This window comes from Synechococcus sp. CCY 0621, from assembly GCF_019038465.1.
Lineage (GTDB): Bacteria > Cyanobacteriota > Cyanobacteriia > PCC-6307 > Cyanobiaceae > Cyanobium.
Genome location: NZ_JAFKRH010000026.1, coordinates 16,512 through 29,335, shown reverse-complemented (window position 1 = coordinate 29,335; position 12,824 = coordinate 16,512). Strand labels below are relative to the sequence as shown.

General features: G+C 69.9%; 8 protein-coding genes, 1 tRNA gene and 1 pseudogene. 5 read left to right on the top strand and 5 right to left on the bottom strand.

All coding sequences use genetic code 11. The features are described from left to right. The first annotated feature begins 119 nt into the window (after nt 1-119). Nucleotides 120-416 (top strand): DUF2442 domain-containing protein, encoded by a 297-nt coding sequence (locus KUG43_RS08220; protein WP_216907958.1) that lies wholly within the window; start codon nt 120-122, stop codon nt 414-416. A 213-nt stretch (nt 417-629) separates the two neighbouring features. On the opposite strand, the gene KUG43_RS08215 is transcribed toward KUG43_RS08220, so the two are convergent. Beyond that, nucleotides 630-2,168: a SulP family inorganic anion transporter gene (locus tag KUG43_RS08215; RefSeq protein ID WP_216907956.1), complete on the bottom strand. Its 1,539-nt coding sequence runs from the start codon at nt 2,166-2,168 to the stop codon at nt 630-632. Nucleotides 2,169-2,425: 257 nt separating this feature from the next. Between KUG43_RS08215 and KUG43_RS08210 the strand changes: the two genes are divergently transcribed. Further along, the gene (locus KUG43_RS08210) at nt 2,426-2,917 is read left to right on the top strand and encodes a nuclear transport factor 2 family protein (RefSeq protein ID WP_216907954.1); all 492 of its coding nucleotides are present in this window, start codon (nt 2,426-2,428) and stop codon (nt 2,915-2,917) included. On the opposite strand, the gene KUG43_RS08205 is transcribed toward KUG43_RS08210, so the two are convergent. Beyond that, complete coding sequence (locus KUG43_RS08205) at nt 2,918-4,036, bottom strand: zinc-dependent alcohol dehydrogenase family protein (RefSeq protein ID WP_353617979.1); 1,119 nt, start codon at nt 4,034-4,036, stop codon at nt 2,918-2,920. Between the two features lie 43 nt (nt 4,037-4,079). Between KUG43_RS08205 and KUG43_RS08200 the strand changes: the two genes are divergently transcribed. After that, on the top strand, nt 4,080-5,621 hold the full coding sequence (locus tag KUG43_RS08200) for a glutamate synthase-related protein (protein WP_216907952.1): 1,542 nt from the start codon (nt 4,080-4,082) through the stop codon (nt 5,619-5,621). A gap of 111 nt (nt 5,622-5,732) precedes the next feature. Here KUG43_RS08200 and mgtA read toward each other — a convergent pair whose 3' ends face one another. Continuing rightward, complete coding sequence (mgtA, locus tag KUG43_RS08195) at nt 5,733-8,300, bottom strand: magnesium-translocating P-type ATPase (protein ID WP_216907950.1); 2,568 nt, start codon at nt 8,298-8,300, stop codon at nt 5,733-5,735. A 113-nt stretch (nt 8,301-8,413) separates the two neighbouring features. On the opposite strand from mgtA, the gene KUG43_RS17465 reads away from it, so the two are divergent. Next, nucleotides 8,414-9,229 carry a hypothetical protein gene (locus KUG43_RS17465; protein WP_502988591.1) on the top strand — a complete coding sequence of 272 codons (816 nt, stop codon included), beginning with the start codon at nt 8,414-8,416 and terminating at the stop codon, nt 9,227-9,229. Here the strand turns inward: KUG43_RS17465 and ileS are convergent. Continuing rightward, a pseudogene (ileS, locus tag KUG43_RS08190) lies at nt 9,125-11,959 on the bottom strand (isoleucine--tRNA ligase); the annotation flags it as partial. The gene KUG43_RS17465 and the pseudogene ileS overlap by 105 nt on opposite strands. Before the next feature lie 85 nt (nt 11,960-12,044). Next, nucleotides 12,045-12,638 (bottom strand): Ycf66 family protein, encoded by a 594-nt coding sequence (locus KUG43_RS08185; protein WP_216907946.1) that lies wholly within the window; start codon nt 12,636-12,638, stop codon nt 12,045-12,047. A 91-nt stretch (nt 12,639-12,729) separates the two neighbouring features. Between KUG43_RS08185 and KUG43_RS08180 the strand changes: the two genes are divergently transcribed. Beyond that, nucleotides 12,730-12,811: transfer RNA gene (locus tag KUG43_RS08180), tRNA-Leu, on the top strand. Nucleotides 12,812-12,824: the final 13 nt, after the last annotated feature.

Genomic DNA, 12,824 nt, shown 5'->3' with positions numbered 1-12,824 from the left:
CAGGGCTATTCTGTTAATGAAGCTCGGGAGCGCCATTGTCACCAACCGTCTTCCGGGATGGCGAATTTCGGCTTTTCTTCTTTTACGGTTAGTTGAGTTACACCAGCAGGAGATCATCGATGCCTGGAACAACCACTTTGGGGGCTGAGGTCACGAATGTTTCTGGCCATTGCATCTGGATGCTTATTGATGATGAGGAGCTGGCCCTTCCTTATGCCGAGTTTCCTTGGTTCAAAGCGGCTACGATTCAGCAGATCATCAACGTCCTGCGACCCACGGCCGACCATCTCTATTGGCCTGATCTAGACGTTGATTTGTCCGTTGAGTCGATACGCCATCCCGAGAGGTTCCCGCTGAGGGCGAAGACAACGTCCAAGTCATTCCACTCACCTGAGCCGCCCCCTCCAGTCCACTGATGCCATGGGTCTCATGGGGCCCATGCTCTCTGCGGCCTGGTGATGGCAAAGGTCAGGTGCTTCCTCACAAAGAATCTTTCGCGAAGCCCATCCTTTCGCCATGAGCAATCCACAATTGCCCCTGGTTCTCGTGGGCAATGTTCCTTGGCGTCGTCGTGCGCAGTGAGCGGGGCAACACCTACACGATTCCCAAATAGGGCCCTCCAGGCTGACTCAGTGCAGCGAGCCGAGCGCTCCACCGCCGCCACCGGCTTCCTCGGCCTGGCCGATGCGGGCGAACAGATCGGTGCTCTCGCGGTTCAGGTGCACCACCTCCACCACGCTGCCACCGAGCTTGAGCCGGCGGATCACCTGATCGAGGGCGGTGACGCCGCTCTGGTCCCAGATGTGGGCGTCGGCCATGTCAATCGTCACCCGGGCCGGGTGTTCGTGGATCTCGAAACCCGCCCGGAAATAGACGCTGCTCACGAAGAACAGCTGGCCGCGCACCACATAAACGCGATGGTCGTCGCCCTCGAGGCGGCTCTCCACAGCGATCACCTTGGCCACCTTGCGGCTGAACAGGATTCCGGCCAGGGCCACACCGGCGAGCAGGCCGATCGCCAGGTTGTGGGTGATCACGGTGATTCCCACGGTGAGCAGCATCACGGCGGTGTCGCTCTTGGGAATCCGCCGGATCCCCGTGATCGAACCGATGTTGGCGGTGTTGATGGCGATCATCACCATCACGCCCACCAGGGTGGCCATCGGGATCTGGTTCACCCAGTCACGGGCCAGCAGGATCATCGCCAGCAGGCTCACCCCCGAGGCCAGCGTCGACAGCCGCGTGCGGCCGCCGTAGCCCACATTCATCACCGACTGGCCCACCAACGCGCAGCCGGCCATGCCGCCGAACAGGGAACTGACGATGTTGCCGATGCCCTGGCCCCGGGCCTCGCTGTTCTTGTGGCTGGTCTGGTCGGTGAGGTCGTCGAGGATGTCCTGGGTGAGGAAGGTCTCCATCAGCCCCACCAGCGAGATCGCCAGGGCCGTGGGCAGGACCAGGCCCAGGGTGCCGAAACTCAGGGGCACCTGCGGCAGGGCGAACCGGGGTAGACCCGCGGGCAGCGTGCCCAGGCTGGCCACCGTGGGCAGATCAAGCCCCAGGCCGATCGAGATCCCGGTGGTGATCAGGATGGCGATCAGGGCCGACGGCACCACCCGGGTGAGGCGCGGCAGCAGGTAGATGATCGCCAGGGTGAGCAGCATCAGTCCCCACACCGCCGGCAGCTGGGCGGCCTCGACCACCACCGTCTCCGGGTGAAAGACATCGAGCCCCAGCTGGGGCAGCTGGGCCAGCAGGATCAGGATCGCCAGGGCATTGACGAACCCCGCCATCACCGGCTGCGGCACGAAGCGCATCTGGTGGGCCAGCCGCAGGTAGCCCCAGGCGATCTGGAAGACCCCGGTGAGCAGTCCCGCCGCCAGCAGGTATTGCAGGCCCAGCCCCTGGCCCAGCAGCTCACCCTGCTGCACCAGGCCCGTCATCAGCAGGGCCGTGGAGCCGGTGGCGGAGGTGATCATCGCCGTGCGGCCCCCCACCACCGCCAGGGTCACCGACAACAGGAAGGCCCCGAACAGGCCCACGCTGGGGTCCACCCCGGCGATGCCGGAGAAGGCGATCGCCTCCGGAATCATGGCGAAGGCCACCACCAGGCCCGAGAGGATGTCGCGGTGGGGCTGGCCCCACCACTCCTTGATGGAGAAGGTCATGGAAAGCTTGTACGGATCAATCCCTGTTCAGGTCCCCCGGCAGCGGGCCGACCGGGTGCAGCCACGGCGGCGGTGGCCTACGGGGGGGTGATCGTCATGGAGCTGACCGTACCAGCCCCCCGTCACCACTGCCGTGAGACCACCAAGGGAGGTCACGCCGATCTGGCTCCGCCGGCGGGTGCCGGCTGATCATCGGGCGACGCCGGACAGCCTGAACAGCCGACTTAGCCTGCGCGCGCTATGGAAGGGCTGCCTTGATGACCGCTCCAGTGACCACTCCGGAATCCCCCAGGCCCCCCTTTCCCCCCTTCGATGCCGAATCGGCGGCGAAGAAAGTGCGCCTGGCCGAGGATGCCTGGAACGGCCGTGATCCGGAACGGGTGGCGCTGGCCTACAGCCCGGACAGCGTCTGGCGCAACCGGGCCGAGTTCGTCCGCGGCCGCGAGGCCATCCAGCAGTTTCTGGCGCGTAAATGGGCCCGCGAGCTCGACTATCGCCTGATCAAGGAACTCTGGGCGTTCCACGGCAACCGCATCGCCGTGCGTTTCGCCTACGAATGGCACGACGATTCCGGCCAGTGGTTCCGTGCCTACGGCAACGAAAACTGGGAGTTCGATGCCCAGGGGTTCATGCACACCCGCATCGCCAGCATCAACGACCTGCCGATCAAAGAGAGCGAGAGGAAGTACCACTGGCCACTGGGCCGCCGCCCCGACGATCACCCGGGCCTGTCCGATCTGGGGCTCTGATCAGTTCCCGGCAGCGCAGACCGAACCGATCCGCAGCACCTTGGCCCCCCGCCCCTGGCCGGTGCGCAGGTCCTGCAGGGCCCGGTTGGCTTCCGCCAGGGGGAATTCCTTCACCTCCGGGCGGATGCCGGCGGCGGCGGCCAGGGCCAGGAACTCCCGCACGTCGGCGCGGGTCACGTTGGCCACCGTGCGGATCTCCTTCTCGCGCCAGAGATCGCGGGGGTAGTCGAGGCTGAGCAGGGCCGCCTTGTCAGCCTCCTGCTTGCCGATGGCGTTGATCACCAGCCGGCCGCCGGGGTGCAGGTTCTTCAGGGCGGCCACCACCGGTGTCCAGGCCGGGGTGGTGTCGATCACGGCGTGGAGCTTCACGGGGGATTCGGCTTCGGTGGCCCCGGCCCAGGTGGCCCCCAGTTCCAGGGCGAAGGCCCGCTGCACGGCGCTGCGGGCGAACACGAACACCCGCGAGGCCGGAAAGCGGTGGCGCACCATCGGCAGCACCAGGTGGGCCGAAGCCCCGAAGCCGGTGAGCCCCAGGTCCTGCCCATCGGCCAGGCCGGAGAGTTCGAGCGAGCGGTAACCGATCGCCCCGGCGCAGAGCATGGGTGCCACCGACGCGGCCTCCAGCCCCGCCGGCAGGGGATGGGCGAACGCTGCCGGCACGGTCACGTATTCCGCGTAGCCGCCGTTGACGTCCCGGCCGGTGGCCACGAAGGCCGGGCAGAGGTTCTCCCGGCCGCTGCGGCAGAACGCGCAGCTGCCGCAGGCGTGGAAGATCCAGGCGATGCCCACCGCGTCGCCCGGAGCGAAGCCTTCGCTGCCGGGGCCGCTGGCGGCCACGGTGCCGACGATCTGATGGCCCGGGATCACCGGAAAGCGGGGCGGCGGGGTGCGGCCTTCGATCTCATCGAGTTCGGTGTGGCACACCCCGCAGACCTCCACCTTCACCAGCAGTTCGCCGGGCCCCGGCACGGGCGGCGGCAGGTCCATCGGCACCAGCGGGGCCGGTGTGCGCGCCATGTCGCAGCAGGCCTCGATCACCATCGCCTTCATGTCGGCCTCCCCGGCGGCCCGGCGCAGTGTCCCGGCGCGCGTTCGCAGGATCCACTCTGGCGCCCACACTGGCAACGGGGCCCCAGGCCTCCGTACCTTCGCGAGACGTCCGATGCCCGCACCGACGGTCGCCGCCAGGACACCCATCAGCGTGACGCTGGAGCAGGGAAAGGAGTACTTCTATTGCGCCTGCGGCCGCTCAGCGGGCCAGCCGTTCTGCGATGGATCCCACGAAGGCAGCGGCTTCACCCCCCTGTCCTTCGTGGCCGAGAGCAGCGGCAGGGCGCTCCTGTGCCGCTGCAAGCAGACCGCCACGCCCCCCTTCTGCGACGGCACCCATGCCCGCGTTCCCGCCGATCGGGTGGGCACCACATTTTCGGTGGATGGGGTCGCTGATGGTGGCGGGATGCCCGCGCCCCACGCCACGGCGGAGGAGCCCAACCTGGAGCTGATCCACGAACTCGCCGAGCATGGCCTCGACGCGGTGGGGCCGGAAGGGCCGGTAGCGGCCATGGGGGTGCCCCGCGCCCAGCTGCCCCTCTGGGACGACATCCAGATCCTGACGGCCCAGCTGGCGCGCCGGCCCCTGGCCGTTGATGCGCCGGTCGGCACGGAGCTGGTGATCGGCCCTGCGGCCCGGCGCCCCCTGCGGCTGGAGATCCCGCTGCTGGTGTCGGACATGAGCTTCGGCGCCCTCTCCGAGGAGGCCAAGCTGGCCCTGGCCACCGGGGCCGAACGGGCCGGCACGGGCATCTGCTCCGGCGAGGGAGGGATGCTGCCGGAGGAGCAGGCCGCCAACCACCGCTACCTCTACGAGCTCGCCCCGGCGATGTTCGGCGACCGGGACGCCCTGATGCCCCTGGTGCAAGCCTTCCACTTCAAGGCCGGCCAGGCGGCCAAGACCGGCACCGGCGGCCATCTGCCCGGCGCCAAGGTCTCGGCGCGCATCGCCGCGATCCGCGGCATCCCCGCAGGCGAGCCGGCCTGCTCCCCCGCCACCTTCGCCGATCTCCACACCCCGGCCGATTTCCGCGCCTTCGGCGATCGGGTGCGGGAGCTCAGCGGCGGCATCCCGGTGGGCTTCAAGCTCAGCGCCCAGCACATCGAGGCCGATCTGGACTTCGCCCTCGAGGCCGGGGCCGACTACCTGATCCTCGATGGCCGCGGCGGCGGCACCGGCGGCGCCCCGCTGCTGTTCCGTGATCACATCGCCGTGCCCACCATCCCGGCCCTGGCCCGGGCCCGGGCCCACCTCAACCGCCGCGGCGCCAGCGGCCAGGTGACGTTGATCGTCACCGGCGGCCTGCGCACCCCGGCCGACTGCGTCAAGGCCCTGGCCCTGGGGGCCGACGGGATCGCCCTGGCCAATGCCGCCATCCAGGCGATCGGCTGCGTCGGCTCCCGGATCTGCCACACCAACCGCTGCCCGGCGGGAGTGGCCACCCAGGATCCCCACCTGCGCCGCCGGCTGGAGGTCGAGCACGCCGCCCAGCGGCTGGATCGCTTCTTCCGCTCGACGGTGGCGCTGATGCAGGTGCTGGCGCGGGCCTGCGGCCACGACCACCTGCGCCAGCTGGAGCGCAACGATCTGGCCAGCTGGCACCGGGACCTGGCGGCCCTGGCCGGCATCGCCTGGAGCGGCGCCGCCCCCTGAGCGGGGGACTCAGCAGGCCTCCAGCCTCCAGCCCCCGCAGCAGCACGTCGGCGGCGAGGGAGTGGAACGCGCCCGGAAGGTGGGCGAAGACTGCGTTGAGGGTTGGGGCCATCAGCGCCCCAGATGCCGGTAGAACCAGCCCTTGGCCGTTTCGGCGCTCGCCACGTAGGCCGCCAGGATCACCGCCAGCAGGGCCAGGAACACCGGCGGCAGGGGCACCAGGCCGAACAGCGCGCCCACGGGTGTCCAGGGCAGCAGCAGGGTGAGGCCCACCACGGCCACCGTGGCAGCCACCAGCCAGCGGGAGGGCCGGCTGCGGAACAGGGGCCCGCGGGTGCGGATCACCAGCACGATCGAGGCGGCCGAGATCACCGACTCCACGAACCAGCCGGTGCGGAACTGGGCCGCATCCGCCTTCAGCACCCAGAGCAGCACCGCGAAGGTGAGGTAGTCGAACACCGAGCTGACCAGCCCGAAGGTGACCATGAAGCGCCGGATGAAGGGCAGGCTCCAGCGGTGCGGCCGCTCGATCCAGTCGGGATCCACCCGGTCGGTGGCGATGGTCATCTCCGGCAGGTCGGTCAGCAGGTTGGTGAGCAGGATCTGCTTCGGCAAGAACGGCAGGAACGGCAGCAGCAGGGAGGCGCCGGCCATGGAGAACATGTTGCCGAAGTTGGCGCTGGTGGCCATGAACACGTACTTGAGCGTGTTGGCGAAGGTGCGCCGGCCCTCGCGGATGCCCGCCAGCAGCACCGCCAGGTCCGGCTCGAGCAGCACGATGTCGGCCGCCTCCTTGGCCACGTCCACCGCCCCCTGCACCGAGAGGCCCACATCGGCGGCATGGAGGGCGGGAGCGTCGTTGATGCCGTCCCCCAGGTAGCCCACCACATGGCCGGCGTTGCGCAGGGCATGGATCAGCCGCTCCTTCTGGTTCGGTTCGATCTCGGCGAACACATCCACCGCTTCGGCCCGCACCGGCAGGGCGATGTCGCTGAGCTGCTGCAGCTGGGCGCCGGTGAGCACCTCGGGGTTGCGCAGGCCCGCCTCCTGGCCCACCCGGGCCGCCACCAGGGCGTTGTCGCCGGTGATGATCTTGAGCCGCACCCCCAGCCGCTCCAGTTCGGCCACGGTGTCCCGCACCCCGGGGCGCAGGGGATCGCTGAGGCCGAGCAGGCCCAGGAACGTCATTCCCGCCTCGTCCTGGGGACGCACCCGGCGGGGCACCAGGGAGCCTTGCGCGGGCCAGCGCCGCACGGCCACCGCCAGCACCCGGTACCCCTCGGCGCTCCAGGCGCCATAGAGGCGGCGCAGCTCCGGCTCCACCGCCGCCAGCGGCAGCGTGGAACCATCGGCAGCCTCGGCCCGGTCGCACACCTCCAGCACCTTGAGGAAGGCCCCCTTGGTGATCAGCACCGGCGTGTCCCCCTGGAGGGCCAGCACGCTCAGGCGTTTGCGGACGAAGTCGAAGGGGAGCTCGTCGAGCTTGCTCCAGTCGCCGAGATCGCCGCCGCCGGCCTCCCGGATCGCCGCATCGATCGGGTTGCTGAAGCCCGTCTCGAAGCCGGCGTTCACGGCCGCGTGGCGCAGCACCGCCGGGTTGGGGCCACCGTCGATGCCGCAGCTGCGCGCCACCCGGGCCGTGCCCTCGGTGAGCGTGCCGGTCTTGTCGGAGCAGAGGATCGCCATGCTGCCGAAGTTCTCGATCGACGAGAGCCGCTTGACGATCACCTGGCGGGCGGCCATCCGGCGCGCGCCCTGGGCCAGGTTCACGGAGATGATCGCCGGCAGCAGCTGCGGTGTGAGCCCCACGCCGAGGGCCAGGGCGAACAGGAACGAATCCACCACCGGCCGGCGCAGGTACACGTTGACCGCGAAGATCGCGATCACCAGAGCCAGCGTCACCTCCAGCAGCAGGGCGCCGAAACGGCGCACGCCCCGCTCGAAGTCCGTCTCGGGGCTCCGCTGCCGCAGCCGCTCGGCGATGGCCGCGAACTGGGTGGCGGCGCCGGTGCGCACCACCACCGCGGTGCCGCTGCCGCTGACCACGTGGGTGCCGAAGTACAGCACCCCGGTGCGCGCCGCCAGGGGGGCGTCGGCGGCCACGGCCACCGCGTGCTTGCTCACCGGAAAGCTCTCACCGGTGAGGGCCGCCTCGTTGAGGCTGAGGTCCCGTTCCTCCAGCAGGCGGCAGTCGGCGGGGATCCCGGCCCCGGCCGAGAGCACCAGCAGATCGCCCGGCACCACCTGGGCCACCGGGATGGGCTGCTCGCTGCCGTCGCGGCGCACCCGAGCGGTGGTCTGCACCGTGCGCAGCAGCTGCTCCATGGCGCCGGCGGCCCCGTGCTCCTGCCAGAAGCCCAGCAGGCCGCTGATCAGCACGATCACCAGGATGATCAGCCCGTCGGTGGGCGAATCCAGCAGGAAGGAGAGCAGGGCCGCGCCGGCCAGGATCAGGATGATCGGGCTGGTGAACTGGCGCAGCAGCAGCCACAGCGCCCCACCCCGTGCCGGAGCGACGAGGCTGTTGGGGCCCTCGCTGAGCAGGCGCCGGCCCGCTTCCTGGGAGCTCAGCCCGTTCGCCCCCGTACCGAGCCTGGCCAGCAGCTCGGCGATCGGCTCGCTCCAGAAGGGGTCGCCGCTGGCGGTGGCTGGCGGCTGGCCGGGGGCTGGACGGGACATCGGCGCAGGCCCGGATCTCCCCAGGCTGATCGATTCATGGGCAGGCGGCCACATCGGCGCGGGCGCGCCGGAGGGGGCATCGTTAGGCTCCGCTCAGAGAGTTGTGGCGCCGGATGGAGGAGAAACTCGTCTTCGTGAGTGTGGGTGCCACCGCCACGGCGGAGCAGGAATCCTTCGTGCGATCGATCGAAGATCGCCTGCGCAGTGAATCCCTGATCCCCAAAACCGTCGGCCGCAACACCTTCAGCGCCGATGCACCGCTGAAGGCCATCACCGAACTGATGGAGAAGTGTTCCGGCATCGTCGTCATCGCCCTCGAGCGCTCCTACTTCCCCTCCGGTCTCGATAAGCGCGGCGGTCCGCGTCAGGTGAATCTGACCGACACAAGGCTGCCGACGCCGTGGAATCACATCGAAGCGGCGATGGCCTACACCAAGCACTTGCCGCTGCTGGTCATCGTCGAAGACGGACTGAAGGCGGAGGGATTGCTGGAGCCGGGTTACGACTGGTACGTGCAGACCCTTCCCCTGGCCGAGACGGCGCTGGGCTCCAACGAATTCAACGGCGTGCTCGCCGACTGGAAGGAGAAGGTGCTGGCGCGGGAGCCGCATGGGCCCCAGGCCCTCAACCCGGCCGAGCTGTCCATCGCCGACCTGCTCGGTGCCCTCCGTCCGGTCCAGCTGTGGAGTGTGCTGATCGCCCTGGCCGGCCTGCTGGCGGGGGCCTTCAGCCTCGGCGCCCGGCTGTTCCCCCCCTTGAAGCCGAGTCCGCCGCCAGCGCAGGGCGCTGTCCTGCCGGCCCCTTCAGCCAGCCGTCCCGGCGCCCTGGCGCTCGAGCACCCCCACACAGCGCCCGCACAGGCTGGGATGGCTGGGGTGCGCACCGATGTCGTCCTCGTGATGCCAGCAGCGCTCGCACTTGCTGCCTGACGCCCGGGCGATCCGCACCGTGACGCCCTCCTCCCCGATCTCCGCCAGCGGCGCCTCCAGCGGCGCGCCGCCGAGGCGCAGGGCCGACACCAGCAGCCAGTCGGCCAGGTTGTCGACCTCGGGGTGGGGGCTGGTGGCCAGCAGGTCCAGGGCCTCCCGCAGGGGCGCCGACCCCGCCAGCTCCAGCTGCACCTGGGCTTCGAGGGAGGCGCCCAGCTCGCCCCGGCCCCGGCAGCCCTCCAGCGTCCGGTTCACCTGGGCGCGCAGCTCCAGGATCCGCTGCATCGGCGCCACCAGCTCCGGTGCCGCCCAGGTGGCCGGCACCGTGGGCCAGCCCCGCTCGAACACCGAGGCCTCGGCCACCGGATAGGGCAGGTTCTGCCAGATGTCCTCGGCCATGTGGCAGAGCACCGGCGCGATCAGCCCCGCCAGCCGTTCCACCACCAGGTGCAGCACGGTCTGGCAGCTGCGCCGCCGGGCGTCGCCGGCCGCACTCACATAGAGGCGGTCCTTGGCGATGTCGAGATAGACATTGGAGAGGTCCACCACGCAGAAGTTCTGCAGGGCCTGGAAGAAGCGGTAGAACTCGAAGCGCTCGAAATCGGCGCTCACCTCCTCGATCAGGCTGGCGGTGCGCTGCAGCATCCAGCGATCCAGCAGGGGGAGATCCGCGATTGGCACGGCATGCTCGGCGGGCACGAAATCGTGCAGGTTGCCCAGCAGGTAGCGGGCCGTGTTGCGCACCTTGCGGTACACATCCGCCAGCTGTTTGACGATCCCCGGCCCCAGCGGCACATCGGCGGAATAATCCACCGAGCTCACCCACAGCCGCAGCACGTCGGCGCCGTAGGCCGGCTCCTGTTTCTCGTTCTTGCCCCCTTCCACCAGCACGAGGGGGTCCACCACGTTGCCGAGCGATTTGCTCATCTTGCGGCCCTTCTCATCGAGGGTGAAACCGTGGGTGAGCACCCGGCGGTAGGGCGCCTTTCCGTTCACCGCCACCGAGGTGAGCAGGCTGCTCTGGAACCAGCCGCGGTGCTGGTCGGAGCCCTCCAGATAGAGGTCGGCGGGATAACCCAGCCCCCGGCCCTCCAGCACGGCGGCCCAGGAGGAGCCCGAGTCGAACCACACATCCATCGTGTCGGTGCCCTTGCGCCACTGGTCGGCCTGGTCGGCCCAGGCCGGCGGCAGCAGGCCCGCCTCGTCCCGCTCCCACCACACGTCCGAGCCGTGCTCGCCGATCAGGGCCTCGGCGTGGGCCAGGGTGTCGGCGTTGAGCAGCACCTCGCCCGTCTCGCGGTGATAGAAGACGGGGATCGGCACCCCCCAGGAGCGCTGGCGGGAGATGCACCAGTCGCCCCGGTCCCGCACCATCGCCTCGATGCGGTTGCGGCCGCTGGCCGGCAGCCACTCCACCGCCGCGATCGCCTCCAGGGCCTGGGCGCGGAAGCCGTCGACGGAGGCGAACCACTGCTCGGTGGCCCGGAAGATGGTCGGTTTCTTCGTGCGCCAGTCGTAGGGGTAGCGGTGCTCGTAGCGCTGCTCGGCCAGCAGCAGCCCGGCATCCCGCAGGGCGGTGATGATCGCCGGGTTGGCGTCCTTGAGCACGTTGAGCCCGGCGAAGGGGCCGGCCTCGGCGGTGAGGGTGCCGGCCTCGTCCACCGGGCAGAGCACCGGCAGGCCGTACTTGTTGCCGGTGTGGAAGTCGTCGACGCCGTGGCCAGGGGCCGTGTGCACCAGGCCGGTGCCGGTCTCGGTGGTGATGTAGTCGCCGCCGATCACCACGGGGCTGGTGCGATCCAGCAGCGGATGGCGGTACAGGATCCCCTCCAGCTGGGCCCCCTTGAGGGTGAGCAGCGGTTCGAGTGGGCGTTCCAGGCTCGTGCGCAGCTGCTCCACCAACTGGGCGGCCACCACCAGGTAGCGGGGGGTGCCGCCGTTGGTGGTGCCGTCACGGCAGATGGCGTAATCCAGCTGGCCATTCACGGACACCGCCAGGTTGGCCGGCAGGGTCCAGGGGGTGGTGGTCCAGATGGCCACGAACAGCTGCTCCCGGTGGGCCGCATCGGTGGGTCCGTCGATGCCGGCGGCCGCCAGGAGCCCGGCCACGGCTTCCGGCAGCTCCACCACCGGAAAGGCCACGTAGACGCTGGGGGAGGTGTGGCCGTCGGGGTACTCCAGCTCGGCCTCGGCCAGGGCGGTGCGGGAGCTGGGGCTCCAGTGCACCGGCTTGAGGCCCCGGTAGATGTGGCCGGCCAGCACCATCCTGCTGAAAACGGCGATCTGGGCCGCTTCGTACTCCTTGTTCAAGGTCAGGTACGGCTCGTCCCAGTCGGCCCAGATGCCCCAGCGCCGGAAGCCGCCCATCTGGCCCTCCACCTGCTCGAGGGCATAGGCATGGGCCCGGCGTCGCAGGTCGATGGGGGTGAGCTGCCGCCGCTCTTCACTGCCCAGGCCCTGCAGCACCTTCAGTTCGATCGGCAGGCCGTGGCAGTCCCAGCCCGGCACGAACCGGGCCCGCTTCCCCTGCAGCAGGGCGTGCTTGTTGATGATGTCCTTGAGGATCTTGTTGAGGGCGTGCCCCACGTGCAGGGCGCCGTTGGCGTAGGGCGGTCCGTCGTGGAGGGTGAAGGGGTCGCCCGGGTTGCCGCGGCTCAGCCGCCCATACAGATCGTGCGCCTTCCAGAAGGCCTGCAGTTCCGGCTCCCGCACCTTGGCGTTCGCCCGCATCGCGAAGGGCGTCTGCAGCAGGTTGAGCGTGTCCTTGTAGGACGCCGGGCTTGCCGTCACGTCGCCGGGGCGCGAGAAGGCTGGATTATCCCGCTTCGCCGAGACCCTCCCCCGGCTCCGGCGTCGCCGGCTCGGGCGGGGCTTCCGGCACCGCCTGCTCCAGCAGGGCGTCGATCTCCTCGAAGCCGCTGACCACGACGGGATCGTCGCCAGGCTCCACCGGCTCCTCCACTTCTGGCACCTTGGCTTCGGGCCGCACCCATTTCTTGGTGCTGGCGGGGCGGGCCGTGCGCCGTTCCGCCAGCCAGGAGCCCAGCCCGCCCACCACGCCGCTGGCCAGTTGCAGCAGGCGGCCGAGGGAGGCGCCGATCTGGCTCAGGCTGGTCTGCCAGCGCTCCACCGACCACAGCCGCTGGCGTTCCTCCTCCGTCAGCAGCCGCCAGCGGCCCTGGCCCACTTCCACCCCGAGCCGGCCGATCAGCAGGCCGCCGCAGAGCACCGCCAGCATCGGCGCGCCTGTGAGCCGTTCGGCGCTGGTGACCAGCACCAGGCCCAGCAGCAGCACCACCGCCCCCCAGACCGAGTCCCGGGCCCGACTCAGCTCGGAGGCCAGCAGCGGCAGCAGCAGCAGCAGCAGCCCGAACAGCAGGGCCAGGGAGCCTCCGAGGGTGGCAAGCATGGCCAGGACAACATCTCTGTCCATTCTGGGCGGTGACGCTGGGGCTGCTTCGTTCAGATGGCGACGGCGCCGCTGCTTAGAGTTGCTCAGCGCCCACCTGGCGGAATTGGTAGACGCGCTGGATTTAGGTTCCAGTGGCTCAGGTCGTGGGGGTTCAAGTCCCCCGGTGGGCATCGATGAGCGATC

Coding starts and splice junctions, on each gene's coding strand:
- KUG43_RS08220 (WP_216907958.1), top strand. CDS start 120: ATGCCTGGAACAACCACTTTGGGGGCTGAGGTCACGAATGTTTCTGGC.
- KUG43_RS08215 (WP_216907956.1), bottom strand. CDS start 2,168: ATGACCTTCTCCATCAAGGAGTGGTGGGGCCAGCCCCACCGCGACATC.
- KUG43_RS08210 (WP_216907954.1), top strand. CDS start 2,426: ATGACCGCTCCAGTGACCACTCCGGAATCCCCCAGGCCCCCCTTTCCC.
- KUG43_RS08200 (WP_216907952.1), top strand. CDS start 4,080: ATGCCCGCACCGACGGTCGCCGCCAGGACACCCATCAGCGTGACGCTG.
- mgtA (WP_216907950.1), bottom strand. CDS start 8,300: ATGTCCCGTCCAGCCCCCGGCCAGCCGCCAGCCACCGCCAGCGGCGAC.
- KUG43_RS17465 (WP_502988591.1), top strand. CDS start 8,414: ATGGAGGAGAAACTCGTCTTCGTGAGTGTGGGTGCCACCGCCACGGCG.
- KUG43_RS08185 (WP_216907946.1), bottom strand. CDS start 12,638: ATGCTTGCCACCCTCGGAGGCTCCCTGGCCCTGCTGTTCGGGCTGCTG.